General features: G+C 69.9%; 16 protein-coding genes. 2 read left to right on the top strand and 14 right to left on the bottom strand.

Annotated features, from left to right (window positions below):
* The first annotated feature begins 50 nt into the window (after nt 1-50).
* The gene (locus ACGFIF_RS03985; protein ID WP_393151163.1) at nt 51-1,244 is read left to right on the top strand and encodes a cation:proton antiporter; all 1,194 of its coding nucleotides are present in this window, start codon (nt 51-53) and stop codon (nt 1,242-1,244) included.
* Between the two features lie 12 nt (nt 1,245-1,256).
* Here ACGFIF_RS03985 and ACGFIF_RS03980 read toward each other — a convergent pair whose 3' ends face one another.
* The 14 genes from ACGFIF_RS03980 to hisD form a co-directional block, all read right to left on the bottom strand.
* The gene (locus ACGFIF_RS03980; protein WP_393151161.1) at nt 1,257-3,152 is read right to left on the bottom strand and encodes a glycoside hydrolase family 15 protein; all 1,896 of its coding nucleotides are present in this window, start codon (nt 3,150-3,152) and stop codon (nt 1,257-1,259) included.
* Complete coding sequence (locus tag ACGFIF_RS03975; protein WP_393151159.1) at nt 3,116-4,513, bottom strand: NAD(P)/FAD-dependent oxidoreductase; 1,398 nt, start codon at nt 4,511-4,513, stop codon at nt 3,116-3,118. Before ACGFIF_RS03975 ends, ACGFIF_RS03980 begins: the two co-directional genes overlap by 37 nt.
* Before the next feature lie 17 nt (nt 4,514-4,530).
* Entirely contained in the window at nt 4,531-5,907 is a 1,377-nt protein-coding gene (gene zwf, locus ACGFIF_RS03970) for a glucose-6-phosphate dehydrogenase (RefSeq protein ID WP_393151157.1), read from the bottom strand.
* A 33-nt stretch (nt 5,908-5,940) separates the two neighbouring features.
* Nucleotides 5,941-7,518 carry a GMC oxidoreductase gene (locus ACGFIF_RS03965; protein ID WP_393151155.1) on the bottom strand — a complete coding sequence of 526 codons (1,578 nt, stop codon included), beginning with the start codon at nt 7,516-7,518 and terminating at the stop codon, nt 5,941-5,943.
* 56 nt (nt 7,519-7,574) lie between these two features.
* Nucleotides 7,575-8,558, bottom strand: coding sequence for a cytochrome d ubiquinol oxidase subunit II (gene cydB / locus ACGFIF_RS03960; RefSeq protein WP_393151153.1), 984 nt, complete (start codon nt 8,556-8,558; stop codon nt 7,575-7,577).
* Between the two features lie 21 nt (nt 8,559-8,579).
* Nucleotides 8,580-9,977, bottom strand: coding sequence for a cytochrome ubiquinol oxidase subunit I (locus ACGFIF_RS03955; protein ID WP_393151151.1), 1,398 nt, complete (start codon nt 9,975-9,977; stop codon nt 8,580-8,582).
* A gap of 83 nt (nt 9,978-10,060) precedes the next feature.
* The gene (gene cydC / locus ACGFIF_RS03950) at nt 10,061-11,773 is read right to left on the bottom strand and encodes a thiol reductant ABC exporter subunit CydC (protein ID WP_393151149.1); all 1,713 of its coding nucleotides are present in this window, start codon (nt 11,771-11,773) and stop codon (nt 10,061-10,063) included.
* A complete protein-coding gene (cydD, locus tag ACGFIF_RS03945) occupies nt 11,770-13,431 on the bottom strand; it encodes a thiol reductant ABC exporter subunit CydD (RefSeq protein ID WP_393151147.1) in 1,662 nt (553 codons plus the stop codon). Before cydD ends, cydC begins: the two co-directional genes overlap by 4 nt.
* Nucleotides 13,418-14,728 carry a DUF2254 domain-containing protein gene (locus tag ACGFIF_RS03940; protein WP_393151144.1) on the bottom strand — a complete coding sequence of 437 codons (1,311 nt, stop codon included), beginning with the start codon at nt 14,726-14,728 and terminating at the stop codon, nt 13,418-13,420. Before ACGFIF_RS03940 ends, cydD begins: the two co-directional genes overlap by 14 nt.
* A gap of 13 nt (nt 14,729-14,741) precedes the next feature.
* Nucleotides 14,742-16,133: a glutamate decarboxylase gene (locus tag ACGFIF_RS03935; protein WP_393151142.1), complete on the bottom strand. Its 1,392-nt coding sequence runs from the start codon at nt 16,131-16,133 to the stop codon at nt 14,742-14,744.
* 116 nt (nt 16,134-16,249) lie between these two features.
* Nucleotides 16,250-16,891, bottom strand: a complete 642-nt coding sequence (gene hisH / locus ACGFIF_RS03930; protein WP_393151140.1) for an imidazole glycerol phosphate synthase subunit HisH — start codon at nt 16,889-16,891, stop codon at nt 16,250-16,252.
* The gene (gene hisB / locus ACGFIF_RS03925; protein WP_393151138.1) at nt 16,888-17,487 is read right to left on the bottom strand and encodes an imidazoleglycerol-phosphate dehydratase HisB; all 600 of its coding nucleotides are present in this window, start codon (nt 17,485-17,487) and stop codon (nt 16,888-16,890) included. The genes hisH and hisB overlap by 4 nt, the downstream gene beginning before the upstream one ends.
* The gene (locus tag ACGFIF_RS03920) at nt 17,484-18,602 is read right to left on the bottom strand and encodes a histidinol-phosphate transaminase (RefSeq protein ID WP_393151136.1); all 1,119 of its coding nucleotides are present in this window, start codon (nt 18,600-18,602) and stop codon (nt 17,484-17,486) included. The genes hisB and ACGFIF_RS03920 overlap by 4 nt, the downstream gene beginning before the upstream one ends.
* Entirely contained in the window at nt 18,602-19,939 is a 1,338-nt protein-coding gene (gene hisD, locus ACGFIF_RS03915; protein WP_393151134.1) for a histidinol dehydrogenase, read from the bottom strand. Before hisD ends, ACGFIF_RS03920 begins: the two co-directional genes overlap by 1 nt.
* Nucleotides 19,940-20,205: 266 nt before the next feature.
* Between hisD and ACGFIF_RS03910 the strand changes: the two genes are divergently transcribed.
* Complete coding sequence (locus tag ACGFIF_RS03910; RefSeq protein ID WP_393151132.1) at nt 20,206-20,874, top strand: LON peptidase substrate-binding domain-containing protein; 669 nt, start codon at nt 20,206-20,208, stop codon at nt 20,872-20,874.
* Nucleotides 20,875-20,876 lie beyond the last annotated feature (2 nt).

Raw genomic sequence — 20,876 nt, 5'->3', positions numbered from 1 at the left:
GTCCGGGCTGGGGGAGGTTTCCGGCCCGGACGGGCAGTCAGGCTGGTGGGATGAGCTCCGAACTCGGTCTGGGACTGACAAGCCTGTTCGTGGTCGTGCTGGTGGCGGCCCTGACACCTGTGCTCGTCGGGTTGTTCGGCCGCTTGCGGATTCCCCAGGTGGTGGTGCTCATTCTCGGCGGCGTGGTGATCGGGCCGGAGGTGCTCGATCTGGCCGATCCGGACAGCATCAGCTTGCTCGCGAACGTCGGTCTGGGGTTCCTGTTCCTGCTGGCGGGCTACGAGCTCGAACTGGCGGTCTTCCGGCACCGGGCCGGCCGGCTCGCCGTCGCCGGGTGGCTGGTCACCGTGGCGCTGGCCATTGCGGTCGTCGCGGCGCTCGCGGCACTGGGGGCAGTGAGGGCGTTCGTACCGGTCGCGCTCGGCCTGACGACGACGGCGCTCGGCACGCTGCTGCCGATCCTGCGGGACAACAACATGCTGGGCGGATCGTTCCGCCCGTACGTGCTCGCCGCGGGCGCCGTCGGCGAGTTCCTGCCGATCGTGGCGATCGCGATCTTCCTCGGGTCGAACGGCCGGTTCGTCGGTCTCGTCTCGCTCCTCGCGATGGGAGCCCTCGGGCTCGTGCTGAGCCTGGTGCCCCGGTTGAGTCGCGGCGGGCGGATCACCCGAATCCTGAAGGAGGGCGAGCACGCGACCTCGCAGACCACGCTGCGGTGGACGGTCGCGTTGCTGTTGCTGCTGCTCGTCGTCGCCAACGACTTCGGGCTCGACGTCGTCCTGGGCGCGTTCGTGGCCGGCGTCGTCCTGCGTCGATGGGCGCCCGGCAACGTCGAGACGCTGGAGCGCAAACTCGATGCGGTCGGCTACGGCTTCTTCATCCCGATCTTCTTCGTCTCGTCGGGGATGGGTCTCGACCTGCAGTCCATCCTCGACGCACCCGCGCGGCTGTTCCTGTTCTTCCTGCTGCTGCTCGTCGTGCGCGGCCTCCCGACGCTGCTGGTGTACCGAACGGCCCTGCCCCGGGGCCGGCGGTTCGAACTCGTCTTCATCGTGTCGACCGCGTTGCCGCTCCTCGTCGCGCTCAGCGAGATCGGGCTCGAGACCGGCCACATGCTCCCCGAGAACGCCGCCGCACTGGTCGGCGCGGGCGTCCTGTCGGTGCTTGTCTACCCCGCGATCGCAGTCGCCATCGACCGAAGGCTCGCCCGCACCCGCGACGAGGCGGGCGAGCCCCGGCCGTAGCCGTCCCTCCGGTCAGGTCGCCGCCGCATCCGCCGCCCGGCGCGCGGCCGGGATGCCCATCGCGGCGGACCGGCCGTTGGACTTCGCGTGATCCAGCGCGGCGTCGAGGGTGATGGCCGCGTCGATCAGCGCCAGGTGCGTGAAGGCCTGCGGGAAGTTGCCGAGCTGCTCACCGGTCAGGCCGATCTCCTCGGAGTACAGGCCCACGTGGTTGGCGTAGGTGAGCATCTTCTCGAAGATGAGCCGCGCTTCGTCGAGGCGGCCGGCCCGGGCCAGGGCGTCGACGTAGTTGAACGTGCAGAGCGAGAACGTGCCCTCATCACCGGCCAGCCCGTCCGGTGAGGCGGACGGGTCGTAGCGGTACACCAGGCTGTCGACCACCAGCTCGGCCTCCATCGCGTCCAGGGTCGACAACCACATCGGATCGGTGGGCGCGATGGCGCCGACCGTTGCCATGCGCAACAAGGACGAGTCGAGCACGGTGTCGCCGTAGTGCTGCACGAAGGCCCCGAGCTTCTCGTCCCAGCCGCGCTGCATGATCTGGTTGTAGATCGTGTCCCGGGTCGTCACCCACCGGCCGATGGTGCCCGGCAGACCGCGTTCGGCGGCCATCCGGATGGCCCGGTCGAAGGCGACCCAGCTCATCACCCGGCCGTAGGTGAAGTCCTTCTGACCGCCGCGCGTCTCCCAGATCCCCTCCCCCGGCAGGTCCCAGTTCTCGGTCAGCCAGTCGACCAGGCCCCGAAGCGCGACCCACGTCTGGTGGTCGACCTCGATTCCGTGCTGGTCGGCGAAGTAGATGCTGTCCAGCGCCTCGCCGAAGATGTCCATCTGCCGCTGGTCCGAGGCGCCGTTGCCGATCCGTACCGGCCGCGAGCCGCGGTAGCCCTCCAGGTGCTCGAGCGACTCCTCGGTCAGATCGGACGACCCGTCCACGCGGTACATGATGTTCAGCGGGCTACCTTTCCCGCCGGTCTTCTCCTGGACGCGGTCACGCAACCAGCCGCAGAAGTCCGCCGCCTCCTCGGTGAAGCCGAGGCCGAGCAGCGCGTAGACGGAGAACGACGCGTCCCGCACCCAGGTGTAGCGGTAGTCCCAGTTGCGCTCGCCGCCGACCTGCTCAGGCAACCCGGCCGTCGGAGCGGCCACCAGAGCGCCGGTCGGCGCGTACGTCATCAGCTTGAGCGTGATCGCCGAGCGCTGCAGCATCTCCCGCCACCGGCCCGTGTACGTCGACTGCGACAGCCAGTCGCGCCAGAAGGCTGCCGCGTCGTCGAACATCGCGGTGAACTCCGCGACCCCGATCTCCCGCGGTGGCCCGTCGGCCGCCGACTCCAGCACCAGCCCCCGGACCTGGCCCGCCGACATCTCGTAGTCGATGTGGATGTCGCCGCCGTCCAGCCGTACCTGCGCCAGCCGCTCGTCAGCCGGCTCCCGGACCGAGTGCAGCGTCAGGCTCAGGTCCTCGGTCACGAAGACGGCCCCTTGCTCGACCAGCTCCGTCTCGTGCTCCTGGCGGCCGTAGTCGAACCGGGGCGCGATGTCCACCTCGAAGGCGATCCGCCCCCGCACGCACCGCATCATCCGCAGGATCCGGTGGTTCGCGGTGGGCTGCTTGCCGGCCGGCGGCATGAAGTCGACGACCTCGCCGACGCCGTCCTCGGTCAGGAACCGGGTGATCAGGATCGCGGTGTCCGGGAAGTACAGCTGCCGGCTCGTGACGCCGGTGCCGGTTGCCCGGGCCCGGAAGTAGCCGCCACGCTCCTGGTCGAGCAAGGCGGCGAAGACGCTCGGCGAGTCGAACCGTGGACAGCAGTACCAGTCGATGGACCCGTCCGTCGTCACCAGCGCGGCGGTCTGCAGGTCGCCGATCAGCCCGTGTTCGGCGATGGGGGGGTAGTCGGCCATGATGGGTCGTCTCCTGTTCGGTCGTGGTAGAGATCGGCGCCGCCGGGCGCGACCTGCTGCATCGTGAAGGCTCGTTCGCGCCGCGTCTCCCGGCTGAAGGCGATCGCCCAGCTGAGCACCGCCCCGAACCGGTTGCGGAAACCGGTCAGGAAGGCGAGGTGGATGCCGAGCCAGGCCAGCCAGCCGACCCGGCCGCTCAGGTGCACCCGGCCGACCGACACGACCGCCTGACCGCGGGCGATGTAGGCCGCGGAGCCCAGATCGCGGTACCGGAACGGCTTCGGCGGACCGGTCTGCCCGTCCACCTCGTTCCTGATCCGCTTCGCCGCGTAGTACCCGGTCTGCATCGCCACCTCGCCGACGCCGGGAAGGTCGTCGAGGCTCATCACGTCACCGACCACCGAGATCTCCGGGTGGCCGGGCAGGGTGAGGTCAGGCTGGACCTTGATCCGCCCGGCCCGGTCCTGCTCTGCGCCCGTCGCCTTCGCGAGCAGGTCGGCGACCGGCTGCGCCGCCACCCCGGCGGCCCACAGCACGGTTCCCACCTCGTACGCCGTACTCGCGCCGTCGGGTCCGCGGACCACCAACCCGTTCTGGTCCACGTGGGTGACGATCGACTTCAGGTGGAGCTCGACGCCGAGGCCGGTCAGCGCGACGGCGGCCTTGGCGGACAGCTTCGGGCCGAACGGCGCGAGCGGCGCGTCACCGCCGTCGAAGAGCAGCACCTTGGCCTCGGTGGGATCGATGTCGTGGAACTGCTTGCTCAGCGTCGACGTGGCCAGCTCACGGATCTGCCCGGCCAGTTCGACACCCGTCGGGCCGGCGCCGACCAGGGCGAAGGTCAGCCACCGCCGGCGCTCCTCGGGAGCGGTGGCCGACTGGGCCATCTCGAACGCACCGAAGACCCGGCGCCGGATCAGCAGCGCGTCGGCCAGGGTCTTCATGCCGGGCGCGAACGCGGCGAACTCGTCGTGCCCGAAGTACGACTGCCGGACGCCGGCGGCCAGGATCAGGTCGTCGTACCGGAACTCGATCTCGCCGCCGGTCGGCCGGCGCGCGCTGACGATGCGGGCCTGGACGTCGAAGCCGGTCACCTCGGCGAGCACGCAGTCGACGTTGGCGTACCTGCGCAGGATCGCCCGCAGCGGCATCGCGACCTGGCCCTCGGACAGCATCCCGGTGGCGCACTGGTACAGCAGAGGCTGGAAGAGGTGGTGGGCAGCGCGGTCCACCAGGGTGACCTGCACCCGGCCGCGCCGGAACGCGCGCGCCGCGAACAGACCGGCGAAGCCCCCGCCCACGATCACCACCCGGCGAGGCTCCGATCGATCCGTCGCGCCGCTCCTGGTCCGCAGTCTCATCCGGCCGCCCTCCTGGATCATCCAGCCGGGTCGTGCCAGATCACGCCGTGCGGCAGCAGGGCGTCGGCCTCCTTCGGCCCCCAACTGCCCTTGGCGTACGGGACGACCGGGACGGCATCACCGAGCACCGGCTCGACCACTCGCCAGGCGGCCTCGACCGTGTCCTGCGCGGCGAACAGCGCCTGCCGGCCCAAGAGCGCCGCCCCGATCAGCCGGTCGTACGGTCGCTGGTCGGTTCCCGGCGCCTCGGCGAAGGTGAGGTCCTCGACCTGTGGGGTCCAGCCGGCGCCGGGCTTCTTCCCGGTCAGGGTGAACGCGACCTGACTCTCCGGCCAGATCCGGAACCGCAACTGGTTCGCGCCCGCGGTCGGCCCGAGCTCGAAGTAGTCCTGCGGTGGGCGGCGGAACCGGACCGCTACCTCGGTCGCGGTGACCGGCAGGCACTTCCCGGCCCGGATCGCGATCGGTACGCCGGCCCAGCGCCAGGTGTCGAGGGCGAGCCGGACCGCGACGTAGCTCTCGGTCCGCGACTGCGGATCGACGCCGGCAACGTCCAGGTAGCCGTCGTACTGCCCGAGCACCGTGTCTTCGGTGGTGAGCGGGCGCAGTGAGCTGATGATCGCGGTCTTCTGAGCCCGCCAGGCGGCCTCGCCAAGCCGACCCGGCGGATCGGCCACAACGCTCGCGAGCACCTGCAGCATGTGGTTCTGGAGGACGTCGCGGATCGCCCCGGTGCGGTCGTAGAAGCTGCCCCGGTCGGACACGTCGAAGCTCTCCGCCATGGTGATCTGGATGCTCTCCACGTGGTCGCGGTTGAGCAGCGGTTCGATCACCGAGTTGGCGAAGCGGGCGAACAGCACGTTCTCCAAGGGGTCCAGGCCGAGCCAGTGGTCCACCCGGTAGATGGCGTCCTCGGGGAAGACCTGGTTCATGGTCGCGTTGAGCTTCTGGGCGCTGGCCAGGTCGGTGCCGAACGGCTTCTCGACCATCACTCGCGCCCCCTCGGCCTTGCCCGCGGTCGCGATGCCCTGGGCGATCCGGCCGAACAGCGGCGGCGGCACCTCGAGGTAGAACAGCGCCCGTCCACCGGTGCCGACCTCGTCGGCCATCGCGGTGTACGTCGCGTCGTCACCGAGGTCGCCGTCGACGTAGCGCAACAGGCCGAGCATGGCGGCCGCCGAGCGGCTGTCCGGATCGATCCCGTTGGCCTGTAACGACGCCGCGGCGTACGCACGGAACTGGTCGAGTCCCCAGCCGCTCTTGGCCACCCCGACGATCGGTACGTCGAGCACGCCCCGGTCGACCAGCCCGACCAGGGCAGGGAAGGTCTCCAGCTTCGCGAGGTCACCGGTCGCACCGAAGATGACCAGCGCGTCCATGTCTGCGGTTGCCATAGTGGTTCTCCGAATCAGTCCGGGGCGCGGTGCTCAGCGCAGCCGGTCGAGGATGTGGTCGCCGACCCGGAGCGCGTTCGCGATCGCGGTCAGCGAGGGGTTCACGGCACCGATGCTCGGGAAGAAGCTGGTGTCGACGACGTACAGGTTGTCGAGGTCGTGGGCTTTGCAGTTCACGTCGAGCGCCGAGCTCGCCGGGTCGTCGCCGAACCGCACGGTGCCGGCTTGGTGAGCGGTGGCGCCGATGGGCATTCCCTTGTGCAGGTAGATGCTGTGGTCGAGCAGCCGGTGCTCGTGCATCCCGAGGTCGCCGAGCATGTCCTGCAACCTGTGCCTGAGCCGGTTGACGCCCTCGACGTTGTTCTTCTCGTCGAGGGCCAGCTGGATCGATCCGTCCGCGCGCACGGTGACCCGGTTGTCCGGCTGCGGCAGGTCCTCACCGCACAGCCAGAAGTCGACCGCGTGGTGGGCGATCATCTCGAACGGCATACCCGGTGAGACCTTGCCGGCCCAGCGTGGCGCGCCGCTGCGGACCTGTTCGGTGTCGGACTTGCCCAGCATCTGGATCCCGCCAAGCGGGTAGTCCCAGTCGTCGGCGCCGAAGTACCAGTCGTTCATCGCCAGGGTCTTCTGGAACAGGGTCGGGTTCGGCTCCTTCGAGACCGCCATCAGCGCGAGGTTGTTGTGCCGCAGGTAGTGGCGGCCGACGACGTCGGAGCTGTTCGCAAGACCCTGCGGATGGCGGTCGTTCGCCGACTTCAGCAGCAGTACGGCGGAGTTGACCGCGCCGCAGGCGACGACCACGAGGTCCGCGCTGAACTGAACGGTTGACCCATCGATCTCGGTCACGACCTGCGAGACGGTCCGTCCGGTCGGGTCGGTCTCCAGCCGCTGTACGTGCGCGTTCGTCAGCATCGAGACGTTCTCGTGCTGCAGCGCGGGGTCGACGCAGATCACCTGGGCGTCCGACTTCGCCTGCATCAGGCACGGGAACCCGTCCACCCGGTCGCATCGGATGCAGACGCTCTCCCTGGTCGCCCGGCCGTGCTCGTCCTGGACGAGGTCGACGCCGATCGGCAGGTGGAACGGATGCAGCCCCTGCTTCTCCAGGTCGTTGCTCAACTGCTGGATCCGGGGCTCGTGCTCGACCGGCGCGAAACGGTACTCCGCACTGGCCGGCCCCTCGGTGGGATCCTCACCGTGGCGGCCGTGAACCCGGTAGAGATGCTCGGCCTCGGTGTAGTACGGCTCGAAATCGCCGTACCCCAGCGGCCACGCGGGCGAGATGCCGTCATGGTGCCGGAGCTCGCCGAAATCCTGTGGCCGCAAGCGGAACAGCGCGGCGCCGTAGAACTTGGTGTTCCCACCGACGTAGTAGTTGGTCTCCGGCGGGAACTCGTGGCCGTGCTGGTCGTACCAGTACTCCGGTGCGCGGTACCGCCCCTCGACAAAGACCGACGAGGAGTCCCAGTTCTCCCGTTCGCGCGGCAGGTAGTCCCCCCGCTCCAGCAGGAGGACCCGTTTGCCGGACGGCGCCAGCCGATGGGCCAGCGTCCCGCCTCCCGCACCGGTACCGATGATGATCACGTCGTAGTGCTGTTCGCCCGCCATCCCTCTACCTTTCGGCGAGTGCGGTGCGGATAAATCATCCTCGCTGGATGACTGGCCTACGTACTCAGGCGATGACGGAAGACGAAGTACGACCAAGTCTGGTACGCAAGCACCAAGGGAAAGAACACCAGCGCGACCACACTCATCACCGTGAGCGCGTAGTCGGCCGACGCTGCGTTGGCCACGGTGAGACTGCTCGCGGGGTCTGTGCTGGACACCAGGACCTGGGGGTAGAGGGCGGCGAACAGTCCGGCCACCGCACACGCCATCGCGGTCGCCGACAGGACGAACGCCGTACCGTCGCGTGCCTGATGCACTGCCCAGATGGAGCCGACCAGCGCCGCCGGGCCGACGGCCAGCGGCAGGACCGGCGCCCAGCCGTGGTCGGAGATGACCAGGATCCAGACTGCGTAGACCGTCACCACCACAAACCCCACCCAGCCGAGCCGGCGAGCGGCGCGGTGGGCTCGCTCACGCAGCTCATCAGTCGTCCTGATGCCGAGGAACGTCGCCCCGTTCACGAGGCAGAGCACCACGAGCGTCAGGCCGGTCCACAGGCCGAACGGCGTGAAGAGATCCCAGAACGTGCCCGTGAACTCGCCGTCCGCGTCGATCGGCAGGCCCGCGACCAGGTCACCCAACGCGACCCCGAGGACGAGCGGCGCAACCAGGCTGCCGGTCAGCAGCGTGCCGCTCCACAGCTTGCGCCAGCCGCCCCGGTCGACCTTGCCGCGGAACTCGAACGACACGCCGCGGGCGATCAGCGCCACCAGCAGCAGCACGACCGCGAGGTAGCTCGCCGAGAACCAGGTGGCGTACCAGTCGGGGAAGGCGGCGAAGATCGCCGCTCCGCCGACCACCAGCCAGACCTCGTTGCCGTCCCAGAACGGGCCGATCGTGTTGATCGCCACCCGGCGCTCGCGCCCGGTCCGGCCGAGAACCCGGTGCAACATCCCGACACCGAAGTCGAAGCCCTCCAGGACGAAGAAGCCGGTCCACAGGATCGCGATGATCACGAACCACAGCTCGGGTAGTCCCACAGCCGCCTCCCGGAACGCTCGCTAGTAGGTGATCGCCGGAGTCCGGGGATCACGGCCGGGCTCTTCCTCGGTATGGTCGAGTTCGAGGCCACGCCGCGCGTAGCGCAGCATCAGGAACAGGTAGACGATCCCGAGCAGCACGTAGACGACGACCAGCGCCGCGATGCTGATCACCAGCTCGGTGGTGCCGACCGAGGTGGACAGACCGTCCGCGGTCTTCATCAGCCCCTGGACGATCCACGGCTGGCGCCCGTTCTCGGTCAGCATCCAGCCGGCCGTGTTCATCAGGAACGGCGCCACCACCGCCCAGGTCGCCACCGCGAGGAAGATCCGCGACGTCGTGAGTTTCTTGCGGTACAGCAGCCAGGCGCCCCAGACGGCCAGGAGCGCCATCAGGCTGCCGAGGTAGGCCATCACCCGCATCGACCAGTACTGCACGAACACGTTCGGTACGTAGTCGCCCTCGCCGTACTGCTGGACATCCGCCGCCTGGAGTTCGTTGAGCCCCTCCACCTCGCCGTTCCACGTGCCGGTGGCGAGCAAGGACAGCAGATGAGGTACTTCGATCAGCTGGGTCGGGGTCTCGTCGTTCTTGCCGCCGCCGATCTGGAACAGCGAGAACGAGCAGGGCTGACAGGTCTCCCACTGCGCCTCGGCGGCCGAGATCTTCATCGGCTGGTACTCCGCCTCGACCACGCCGAGGTGGCTGCCGACTCCCAGCGCCAGGACCGAGACCGGGAGCAGGACGATGATCGCGAGTTTGGCCGAGCCGCGGAAGAGTCCGCTGTGCTCGCGTCGCCTGAGCTGCCACGCGGACACGGCCAGCATCACCACGGCTCCGGTCAGCAGCGAAGCCAGGATCACGTGGATGTAGCCCCAGATGAACACCGGATTCGTGAACACGTCCCCGATCGAACTGAGCTGCGGCCGCCCCGTCTCGGCATCGGTGGTGTAGCCCACCGGGTGCTGCATCCACGAGTTCGCCGCCATGATGAACGCGGCCGAGAGCGAGGCCCCGACGGCGACCATCCAGATCGTGGCGAGGTGGACCCGCCGGGGCAGCACGTTCCAGCCGAAGACCCACAGCCCCAGGAACGTCGACTCCAGGAAGAACGCGGCCAGCCCTTCCATCGCCAGCGGTGCGCCGAAGACGTCGCCGACGAACCGCGAGTACGCCGACCAGTTCATGCCGAACTGGAACTCCTGCACCAGCCCGGTGACGACCCCGACCGCGATGTTGATCAGCAGCAGGTGGCCGAAGAACCGGGTCAAACGTTTGTGGTCCTCCTTGCCCGATCGGTACCACTTGGTGTGCAGGACGGCCACCAGGAACGCCAGCCCGATCGTCACCGGGACGAAGACGAAGTGGTAGATGCTGGTCGTGGCGAACTGGATACGCGCCAGATCGGTCGGGTCCATCGCAGACCTTCCTCGGGCTGATCACCCTCGTCGGAAGCGTTCGTCCTTCCCGGCAGGCTCACGCGAGCCCCGCCGTCAGCACATCACTCGGGCTGGATGAGATCTGCCTGTTCCCGGGCCCAGATCCGCGCGTACGCCCGGCCGGCCGCGACCAGCTCAGCGTGCGTGCCCGACTCCACCACCCGGCCTGCTTCCAGCAGAACGATCCGGTCGGCGGCCTGCAGGCCGCTCAGTCGGTGGGTGATGAGCAGCGTGGTGCGCCCGGACGTCGCAGCCAGCAGGTTCGCGGTCAGCGCGTCGGCCGCCCGGGGGTCGAGGTGCTCGGTCGGCTCGTCGAGGATGAGCACCGGAAAGTCCGCCAGCAGGGCGCGCGCGACGACGAGCCGCTGCCGCTGGCCGCCGGAGAGCCGGGCGCCGTGCTCGCCGACCTCGGTGGCCAGGCCCTTCGGCAGGCCGGCGACCCAGTCCAGCAGACCGGTCGCCGCGAGCGCGGCCCGGGCCTCGGCCTCGGTCGCGTCCGGCCGCCCCAGCCGGAGATTGTCGCCGATCGAGCGGTCGAAGACGTGTGCGTCCTGCCCGGCCAGGCCGATCACCCGGCGGACGGCATCGGATTCCAGGTCGCCGAGGCAGACCCCGTTCAGCGACGCCGCACCGGACTCGAGCTCGAGGAACCGCAGCAGCACGGCGGCCAGCGTGGACTTGCCGGCTCCACTGGGTCCGACCACCGCCACCCTGTCACCGGGAGCCAGATCCAGGTCGATCCCGTCGAGGGCGAGGTGTCCGGACGGGTAGCGGGCGCGCACGTCGCGGAGCCGAATCGAGTACGGCGCGGCCGGCAGCGGTATCGGCGCCGTGGGCTCGCGGACCGGGACATCGGCGGCCAGGACGGCATCCACCCGGTCCCGGCACCGTCGCACCCGCTCGAAGGTCGCGAAGGCCTGCGGGAGTCCGGTCACCAACTCGAAGGCGGCCAGGGAGACCAGGACGACGACGGTGAGCAGGACACCGGGGAGCTGGCCGTTGTTGACGGCAACGATTCCGGCCGCGAGTACAGCCCAGACACACAGGCCCGCGAGCAAGGTGGTCAGCCCCGAGCCGGTCCCGGCGGTACGAGCAGCCGCCCGGGCCACCCTGGTCAGCTCGGCATCGGCTCGACCGGCCCGTCGCAACTGCGCCTCCGCGGCACCGTAGGCGATCAGGTCAGGCGCACCCTGGACCAGGTCGACCACAGCGGTCGACAGTTCGCCTCGCGTCTCGGCCTGGCGCGCTTCGGACCGTCGCACCAGCCGCAGTGCGAGGACGGGAACGGCGGTCGCGCAGAGCAGTGCGGCGACCAGGACAACGAGGCCGGCGGCCGGTACCAGGGTCCCGACCAGGCCGACCGTCAACCCGATGGACGCGACGAAGACGACGTACGGCGCGACCACGCGCAGCAGCAGATCCTGCAGTGAGTCCACGTCGTCGACGAAACGGGCCAGCAGATCACCACTGCGGAAGGCCTGCAGGCCGGTCGGGGCGAGACGCTCGAGTCCAGCGTAGACCTTCATCCGTACGTCGGCCAGGACGCGGAACGCCGCATCATGGCCGACCAGACGCTCGGCGTACCGGAACAACCCGCGACTGATCCCGAAGAACCTCACCCCGACGACGGCGAGTCCGAGCGCCGCCATGTTCGGGTGTTCGGAGGCGCGGGCGATCAACCAGCCCGCGGTCGCCGCGAGACCGAGGCCGGCGGCGGCGCCACCCGCCCCGAGCAGGCTGGCCGCAGCCAGCCGGGCCGTCAGGCCGGACGTCATCGGTAGCTCACCGAGGTCGCGCGTTCCAGCCGGATCTCCGTGTCCGCCAGTGTGACCAGACCCGGTCGGTGCGCGGCGATCACGGCGGTCCGGCCGACAGTCAGGCGGGCGACCGCAGCGAGCACGGACGCCTCGGTCTCCCCGTCCAGGTTGGCCGTCGGCTCGTCCAGTAGGAGCAGCGGCGCATCCATCAGGAACGCCCGGGCCAGAGCGAGGCGCTGCCGCTCCCCCGCGGACAGCCCGGCGCCGCGCTCGCCCAGTGGCGTCGCGAGGCCGTGCGGCAGCCGGTCGGTCAACTGCGTCAGCCCGGCGTCGTCAACCGCTCGCAGTACGTCCTCGTCGGCAGCGTCCGGCCTGCCGAGCCTGACGTTGTCGGCCAGGCTCGCGGCCAGCAGGTAGGGCCGCTGCGGGACCCAGGCCACGGTCCGGCGCCAGCCGTCGAGATCGAGCTGGGCGAGGTCCACCCCGCAGACGGTCACCTGCCCGGAGTCCACGCCGACGAAGCCCAGCAGTACGGCGATCAGCGTCGACTTGCCGCAGCCGCTCGGACCGGTCAAGGCCACCACCTCTCCAGGCCGGACCGTCAGGCTGACCCGGTCGAGCGCGGGTTCGGCCCGGTCCGGGTAGCTCACGCACACCTGGTCCAGGCGCAGCTCTACGGCCGGGGAGCACGGGAGACGGGTGCCGGTCCGGGCGGCCGGAAGCGGGCTGTCCAGCACCGTGAACACGTGGTCCGCCGCGGCGGCACCATCCGAACTCGCGTGAAAGCTCGCGCCCAGGGTTCGCAGCGGGAGGTAGGCCTCCGGAGCCAGGATGAGCACGAACAGGCCGGTCGAGAGGTCGAGATCGCCGCTGACGAGCCTGATGCCGACCGCCACCGCGACCACCGCCACCGACAGCGACGCGAGCAGCTCCAGCACCAGGGCGGACAGGAAGGCCACCCGCAGTGTGCCCATCGTCTCCTGGCGGAAGCTGTCCGTCGTCCGTCGGACCCGGCCTGCCTGGGCACGCGCCTGTCCGAATACCTTGAGCGTCGTCAGTCCGGCGACGCTGTCGAGGAAGTGGCCACCCAGCCGCTGCAGGGCGACAAGACGCTTGGCCGCCTGGGCCTTGGCGCCGGCACCGACAACCGCCATCAGCAAAGGGATCAGGGGAACCGTGCCGGCGATGATCGCCGCGGCCACGATGTCCTGAGTCACGGCCGCGGTGATGACCGCGGTGGGAACGACGACCGCCAGCACCAGTTGCGGCAAGTAGCGGGTGAAGTAGCCGTCGAGTGCATCGAGGCCGCGGGTCCCTAGTGTCTCGAGCTCAGCGGTGCGGTGCCGGGAGAGCCAGGCCGGGCCGAGGGCGACAACCTGCCGCAGCAGGGCCATCCGCAGCTCCGCCTTGGCCTGGGTACCGGCCCGGTGCGCCATCAGCTCGGCCGACCAGGCGAGCACGGCACGGGCGATGATCACGCCGAGCAGGACCAGCAGCGGGCCGCGCAACTCGTCCAGGCCCGCGCCATCCTGGAACGACGCGGAGAGCAGCCCCGCCAGCAGCCAGGCTTGCGCGACGACCAGGGCCGCGGTCGCGACCCCGAGAGCGGCGGATCGCAGCAACAACGCCCGGACCGCCCGCGTCCGCGCGATCAGTCTCCGATCAACGGCGGGCATCGGAGGTCTCGCCCGGTCGGGTGGTGCCGAGGCCTTGCCGATCACTCATCCGCGCCAGCGCCCGCTCGAACGGGTCGGCGAACGCCGCGTCCGTCGCCCGATCCAGGGCGTCGAGCTGATGCTGCACGGCCGCCCGGCGGGCGGGCAGGACCCCGGCCCGCAGATCCTCGAGCATGGCGCGCAGGCGCCGGCAGATCTGCGGTGAGCCGGCGCCGTACAGACGGATCTCGGTCACCCCGATGTCGAGGTACTCCGCCCAGCCGCGGGTCCGGACGACCAGGCGGACCTGACCGCCGGCGTCGAGCGCGGCGCCACGGAAGGCGCGGTCCGAGGAGCCGATCCCGAGCAGCAGGGCGTCGATGTAGTTGAGCACCTGCGTTGCCGTGGTGGGGTCGTTGACGGCCGGAGACAGCGCCCGGATGGCGATGTCGACCAGAATGCGCAGCGCGAAGGCCGGGTCCTGGTCGATCGTGCGCTCGCGGCCCAGCGCGACCATCGCCCCCAGCCGCCGCAGGTCGTGCTCGTCGGCCGGCCCGTGGACCTCGATCAGCACGCTCCCCGCGGTGACGAAGTCACCGATCGTGTGCGGTACGACGCAGACCTGGCCGCGCGCCGCCGCGAACCGGACGAGGCCCGCGACGTCGATGTCCTGGATGGCACCCGACCGTCGGGCCGGCACGCGTGCGTCCGGCGGACCCCGGAGGTGCTCCTGGTCCTTCGCGCCGACCGAGACGAGGCCGTCCTCCTCGGCCTCGATCGCGAGACCGGCCGCCGCCATCGCCGCCGCGACGGCGACCGGTCGCAGGGCGTGGACGAAGCGGTCGAAGTACAGGAGCAGGAGGATCAGGTCGGACGCGACGGCGAGGCCGACCAGAGAGACGCCCAGATCGGGCACCGAGCCGGACTCCACATGGCGCAGCAGCGCGAACGAGAAGGTGAACGTCGCCGTGAACGCCGCGAGCACGAACTTCTGCAGCCGGTCCCGGTACCACAGCCGCATGAAGCGTGGCGACAACGTGCCGGTCGCCATCTGGACGACCAGCACGCCGATCGTGACCACGAAGCCGATCAGCCCGACCATCGCGGCCGCGGCGGCTGACAGCACGCTGTTCGCGGTGCCTTCGGAGTACGACCACTCCGGTGGCAAGGTGATCCGGCCTTCGAACCACTGGTCGATGTCGGCCAACAGCGCACCGATCACTCCACCGATCAGCGGTACCACCCACAGGCTTTGCCGGACGAACTGGCGGACCCGGAAGCCGGCGGCCCAGGACATCGGCGATCGCTGACCGGTCACGATGCCGCACCGGTCAGTGATGGAATCCAGCCGGCGCCTTCTCCGGTGGCATCGGAGCCACCAGCCCGTCGAGCCAGTCGACCGCGACCCGCACGTCCCGCAGGAACAACTCCGCCATGTCGTGACTGAACCCGTTGCGCACGACCACGCGCAGTACGACCAGATCCTCCCGGTTCGGGGGCATCGTGTACGCCGGCACCAGCCAGCCCCGCTCCCGCAGTTTCCGCGAGACGTCGTACGCGGTGTACTTCGTGACGCCGTCAGCGACGCGGAACGCGAACACCGGCAGGTCCCGCCCGTCCGAGACCAGCTCGAACTCGGGCATCTCCTTGATCGCGTCACTGAGGTGTACGGCGACGTCCTGGCAGGTCTGCTGGATCCGCCGGTAGCCGTCCCGTCCGAGCCGCAGGAACTGGAAGTACTGCAGCAGCACCTGCGCCCCGGGCCGGGAGAAGTTCAGCGCGAACGTCGGCATGTCCCCGCCGAGATAGTTCACCTTGAAGACGAGTTCCTCCGGCAGGTTCTCGCTGTGCCGCCACAGCACCCAGCCGACGCCCGGATAGACGAGCCCGTACTTGTGCCCGGAGGCCTGGATCGAGGCCACGCGCGGCAGCCGGAAGTCCCAGATCAGGTCGGGCTGCAGGAAGGGAGCGACGAAGCCGCCGGACGCCGCGTCGACGTGCACCGGCACGGACAGACCGGTCCGCTCCTCCAGTTCGTCCAGCGCGGCGCAGATCTCGGCGACCGGCTCATAACTGCCTTCCATCGTCGAACCGAGGATGGCGACCACTCCGATGGTGTTCTCGTCGACGTACCGCAGGACCCGGTCGGCGGTCAGGTAGAGGTTGTCGCCCTCGAGCGGCACGTACCGCGGCTCGACGTCCCAGTACTCCGCGAACTTCTCCCACACGACCTGCACGTTCTGGCCCATCACGAGGTTGGGCCGGTCGAACGGCTTGCCCGCGGCGCGACGGGCGTGCTGCCAGCGCCGTTTGAGCGCCAGACCGCCCAGCATGCACCCCTCGGAGCTACCCGTCGTCGACGTCCCGATCGCGTCGGCCGCGTCCGGGGCGTTCCACAGGTCCGCGAGCATCAGCACGCACCGTGCCTCGATCTCGGCCGTCTGCGGGTACTCGTCCTTGTCGACCATGTTCTTGTCGACCGTCTCGGCGTACAGCCGGTCCGCCTCGTCGTCCATCCACGTGGTCACGAACGTGGCCAGGTTGAACCGGGCGTTGCCGTCCAGCATCACCTCGTCCCGGACGATCTGGTACGCCGACTGCGGCAACATCTCGTGACCCGGCATTCGGTCCTTCGGCACCGCCAGCACGCTGTCCCTGGTGAACCGCGGCATCACCGCCATGTCGCCGGTCTCCCGCTTCGTGGTGCTGCTGATCCCGCCCATCGCCGACCCCCTAGATCACGACGGCCGTGTTGCCGCCGCAACCCATCCCACCTCCAGGCAGCCGGAATTGCCTCACCCGCTCCGCATGAGGCACACGCGGTACGGCGGGGGTGTGGTCAGAGTGAGCGGACCCAGTTGGCGAGCAGGGCGGCGCCGGCGTCGCCGGACTTCTCCGGGTGGAACTGGGTGGCCGAGAGCGGGCCGTTCTCGACAGCGGCGACGAACCGGTCGGCGCCGTACGTCGTCCAGGTCACCAGCGGGGCCACCGACTCGCGGGCGCCCTCGAGCTCCCACTCGCGGACGCCGTACGAGTGGACGAAGTAGAACCGCTCCTTCTCGATGCCGTCGAACAGCTTGGTGCCGGACGGGACGTCGATGGTGTTCCACCCCATGTGTGGAACCGGCTCGCCGTTGAGCGGCTGCAGGCGCTCGACCGTACCGGGCCACTGCTCGCAGCCCTCGGTCTCGACACCGTGCTCGATCCCGCGGGCGAACAGGATCTGCATACCGACACAGATGCCGAGTACTGGACGGCCGCCGGTCAGCCGACGATCGACGAGTACGTCGCCGCGCACCGCCTTCAGCCCGGTCATACAGGCCTCGAAGGCACCGACACCGGGGACGAGCAGGCCGTCGGCGTTCAGCGCCTGGTCGAAGTCCGAGGTGACCGTGACGTCCGCGCCGACCCGCTGCAGCGCCCGCTCCCCCGACCGGATGTTGCCGGAACCGTAGTCGAGCAGGACGACCTTCTTGCTCACAGGGCGCCCTTGGTGGACGGGATCCCGGGCTGCCGCGGGTCCAGCTCGGCGGCGGCCCGCAGCGCCCGGGCGAACGCCTTGAACTGCGCCTCGACGATGTGGTGCGGGTCGCGACCGGACAGCACCCGGATGTGGATGCAGATCGCGGCGTTGAACGCGAGCGTCTCGAACACGTGCTGGGTCAGTGAACCGGCGTAGTCGCCGCCGATGATCGCGTACACCTGACCGTCCGGCTCGCCGGTGTGGACGCAGTACGGCCGGCCGGACAGGTCGACCGTGCAGTGCACGAGCGCCTCGTCCAGCGGCACGGTCGCGTCGCCGAACCGGCGGATACCACGCTTGTCACCCAACGCCTCGCGCAGCGCCTGGCCGAGACCGATCGCGGTGTCCTCGACGGTGTGGTGGGCGTCGATCTCCAGGTCACCGACCGTGTTCACGTGCAGGTCGAGCAGCGCGTGCTTGGCCAGCGCGTTGAGCATGTGGTCGTAGAACCCGACCCCGGTGGAGATGTCGGCGCGGCCCTCACCGTCGATGTTCAGCTCGACCAGGACCTTCGACTCGCTGGTCTCCCGATCGATCCGTGCCGTGCGCGTCATGTCAGCCTTCCGATATCAGTCTTGAGGACGCGCTCCAGGGAAGCGCGGAATGCGGCCATCTCGGCGCCGGTGCCGATCGAGACCCGCAGCCAGCCGTCCGGGCCGGTCTCACGGATCAGTACGCCGTCGTCCAGCAGCGACTGCCAGACCGCGTGCCGGTCGGCGAACGTCCCGAACAGGACGAAGTTCGCGTCCGAGTCGACCGCCCGCAGGCCCAGCGACCGCAGCCAGTCGACCGTCTCGTCCCGCTCGACCCGCAACTGCTCGACCCGGCCGAGCAACTCGCCGGAGTGCCGCAACGCGGCCCGCGCGACCGCCTGGGTCACCGCGGACAGGTGGTACGGCAACCGCACGATCCGCAGCGCGTCCACCAACTGCTTGCTCGCGGCAAGGTATCCGACCCGGCCGCCGGCCAGCGCGAACGCCTTCGACATCGTCCGCGCGACCGCCAGGTTCGGGTACGACGGCAGCAGTGTGACGGCACTCGGGGTCCCGGTCCGGCGGAACTCGGCGTACGCCTCGTCCACCACCAGCACGGCACCGATCGCGGCGGTCCGGGCGGCGATCGCCTCGACCACCTGGATCGGCAGCGCCGTACCGGTCGGGTTGTTCGGTGAGGCGAGCAGGACGACGGACGGGCGGTGCCGGGAGATCGCAGCCAGCGCCTTGCTCTGGTCGAGAGTGAAGTCCTCGGCCCGGCGACCGGTGACCCAGGCTGTGTTCGTGTCGCGCGCGTACTCCGGGTACATCGAGTAGGTCGGGGCGAAGGACAGCGCCGTACGCCCCGGACCGCCGAAGGCCTGCAGGATGTGCAGCATGACCTCGTTGGACCCGTTGGCCGCCCACACCTGCTCGGCGGTCAACTGCGCACCGGACTCACGGCCCAGGTACGCCGCCAGGTCCGCGCGCAGGTCGAGGAACTCGCGATCCGGGTAGCGGTTCAACCCGCGGGCCGCCGCGGTGACCGACGCCGCGATGTCGGCGACGGTCTCCTCACTCGGCGGATACGGGTTCTCGTTGACGTTGAGCAGGATGGGTACGTCGAGTTGCGGGGCGCCGTACGGCTCGAAGCTCTTCAGCTCCTCGCGGATCGGCAGCCCGTCGAAGCGGCCCATCATTTCTCCTCAGGGAATCGGACACTCACCGCGGCGCCGTGGGCCGGCAGGTCCTCGGCGTGGGCCAGCGCGACCACGTGGCCGGCGACCTGCTGGAGGGCGTCGCGGGAGTAGTTCACGACGTGCATCGCCTTGAGGAAACTGCGCACGGACAGGCCGGACGAGTGGCAGGCGCAGCCGGCGGTCGGAAGGACGTGGTTCGAACCCGCGCAGTAGTCGCCCAGGGAGACCGGTGACCAGCCGCCGACGAAGATCGCGCCGGCGTTGTTGATCAGCGCGGCCCGCTCCTCGGCGTCGGCGGTCTGGATCTCCAGGTGCTCGGCGGCGTACGCGTCCACGACCGCGGTGCCCTGGTCCAGATCGTCCACGAGGACGACGGCCGACTGCTGACCGTTGAGGGCTTCGGTGACGCGGTCCTGGTGCTTGGTCCTGGCGACCTGGAGCGGAAGCTCGGCTTCCACCTTGGCTGCCAGGGTTTCGCTGGGCGTGACCAGCACGGCGGCGGCCATCGGGTCGTGCTCGGCCTGGCTGATCAGGTCAGCGGCGACGTGCGCCGGGTCGGCGGTGTCGTCGGCAAGGATCGCGATCTCGGTCGGGCCCGCCTCGGAGTCGATCCCGACCTCACCGAGCAGCAACCGCTTGGCCGCGACCACGTAGATGTTGCCGGGACCGGTGATCAGGTTGACTTTCCGGCAGCCCGTGACACCAGCACCGAAGCCGTATCCGAAGCCGGCGATCGCTTGGGCGCCGCCCATCGCGTAGACCTCGTCGATCCCGAGCAGCGCGCACACCGCGAGGATGGTCGGGTGCGGCAGGCCGCCGTACGCCTTCTGGGGCGGGGATGCGACGGCAAGGGACGGCACTCCGGCCACCTGCGCCGGGACGACGTTCATCACCACGCTGGACGCCAGCGGAGCGCGACCGCCCGGGACGTACAGACCGACGCGCTGGACCGGGACGAAGCGCTGCGTGACCCGGCCGCCGGGCGCGGGCTCGGAGGCGATGTCGGCGGTCAACTCGTCCTGGCTGACCTCGCGGACCCGGCGGATCGACTCCTCGACCGCGCTGCGGACCTCGGGGGCGAGTTCCTCGAGGGCGGTCTTCAAGGCGTCGGCCGGGACGCGGACGTCCTCGACCCGGACATGGTCGAACTTCTCGCCGTACTCCCTGATCGCCTCGAGTCCACGATGGCGGACGTCCAGGCAGATCGGTCGGACGACGTCGAGAGCCTTCTCGACGTCGAACAGGGCTCGGGGGACGAGGGCGTTCACTTCGGCTTGGAGGTCGGACACCTCTCCGGCCGCCACTCGGCCCCGCAGGTCGACGCGGCGAATCATGGCCTCAGTCTAGTGGTGACGACCCTGCGCCTTGCGCCCTATCCACAAGCTGGCAGTTACGAGGCGTGATCAGGGGTGGCGGGCACCAGGTCATGTCTGGCAGTCCCACGCCGTAGCGAGCAGGTGCTCGGTGCGGTAGCTCGGCGTGCTGGAGTGAAGGCCTCGATGTGGGGTTCATCGTGGCCTTTGCTCCAGTGCGGCGAGGTGCCGTGCCGAGTGCCGCGCAGTAGGCGGGGGACTGCCAGACATGGCCTAGGCTCACTGACATGGACTCCCGCCTGCCGCTGCTCACTGTCGACACGGTGATCTTCCCCGGGCTGGTGCTCCCCATTCCGGTCACCGATGTCCAGGGCCGGGCAGTGGTCCGCGACCTGGTCGAGAACGGCGGCGAGCTCGTCTGCGGCGCCCTCGCCGTCCGGGACGGGTACGAGCTGGGTGAGCGGGTGTTCCGGTCCCTCTACGGCACCGGCTGCGCGGCGACGATCTCCGAGATCACGCTGGACGCGGACGACGACGGGCCGGTCGAGATCACGCTGACGGGCAACCGGCGGTTCAAGGTGGCGGAGCTGGACGGCAGCGGCGACTACCTGGTCGCCGACGTCGAGTGGCTGGTCGAGAGTCTCGGCGACGATCCCCTGGGTACGGCGACGATCGCGATCGACCGCTTCCGCCGGTACGCCGCAGCGGTCAGCGAGATCAGCCGTCCGGGCCTGCACATCGCCGACCTCCCCGACGACCCGGGCACGCTGTCCTACCTGATGTCCGCCGCGATGACGCTGCTCACGCCCGACCGCCAGAAGCTCCTCGAGGCCGCCGACACCACGTCACGCCTCGTGCAACTGGTCGGTCTCCTCGACAGCGAGCTCGCCGCCATCTCCGCGCTGCCCTCCCTCCCGGCCACCGACATCAACTGGTCCACCATGTCGCCGAACTGAGC

Origin of the sequence: Kribbella sp. NPDC049174, from assembly GCF_043197365.1 — a bacterium.
GTDB lineage: Bacteria > Actinomycetota > Actinomycetes > Propionibacteriales > Kribbellaceae > Kribbella.
This window is presented reverse-complemented; position numbering and strand designations above follow the sequence as displayed.

Bases quoted from the DNA above. Each gene is read 5' to 3' on its own strand.
- ACGFIF_RS03935 (WP_393151142.1), bottom strand. From the start codon at position 16,133: ATGGGCGGGATCAGCAGCACCACGAAGCGGGAGACCGGCGACATGGCG.
- ACGFIF_RS03920 (WP_393151136.1), bottom strand. From the start codon at position 18,602: ATGGGCCGCTTCGACGGGCTGCCGATCCGCGAGGAGCTGAAGAGCTTC.
- hisD (WP_393151134.1), bottom strand. From the start codon at position 19,939: ATGATTCGCCGCGTCGACCTGCGGGGCCGAGTGGCGGCCGGAGAGGTG.
- cydD (WP_393151147.1), bottom strand. From the start codon at position 13,431: ATGCCCGCCGTTGATCGGAGACTGATCGCGCGGACGCGGGCGGTCCGG.
- cydC (WP_393151149.1), bottom strand. From the start codon at position 11,773: ATGACGTCCGGCCTGACGGCCCGGCTGGCTGCGGCCAGCCTGCTCGGG.
- ACGFIF_RS03980 (WP_393151161.1), bottom strand. From the start codon at position 3,152: ATGGCCGACTACCCCCCCATCGCCGAACACGGGCTGATCGGCGACCTG.
- ACGFIF_RS03985 (WP_393151163.1), top strand. From the start codon at position 51: ATGAGCTCCGAACTCGGTCTGGGACTGACAAGCCTGTTCGTGGTCGTG.
- ACGFIF_RS03975 (WP_393151159.1), bottom strand. From the start codon at position 4,513: ATGAGACTGCGGACCAGGAGCGGCGCGACGGATCGATCGGAGCCTCGC.
- hisB (WP_393151138.1), bottom strand. From the start codon at position 17,487: ATGACGCGCACGGCACGGATCGATCGGGAGACCAGCGAGTCGAAGGTC.
- ACGFIF_RS03910 (WP_393151132.1), top strand. From the start codon at position 20,206: ATGGACTCCCGCCTGCCGCTGCTCACTGTCGACACGGTGATCTTCCCC.
- zwf (WP_393151157.1), bottom strand. From the start codon at position 5,907: ATGGCAACCGCAGACATGGACGCGCTGGTCATCTTCGGTGCGACCGGT.
- ACGFIF_RS03965 (WP_393151155.1), bottom strand. From the start codon at position 7,518: ATGGCGGGCGAACAGCACTACGACGTGATCATCATCGGTACCGGTGCG.
- ACGFIF_RS03955 (WP_393151151.1), bottom strand. From the start codon at position 9,977: ATGGACCCGACCGATCTGGCGCGTATCCAGTTCGCCACGACCAGCATC.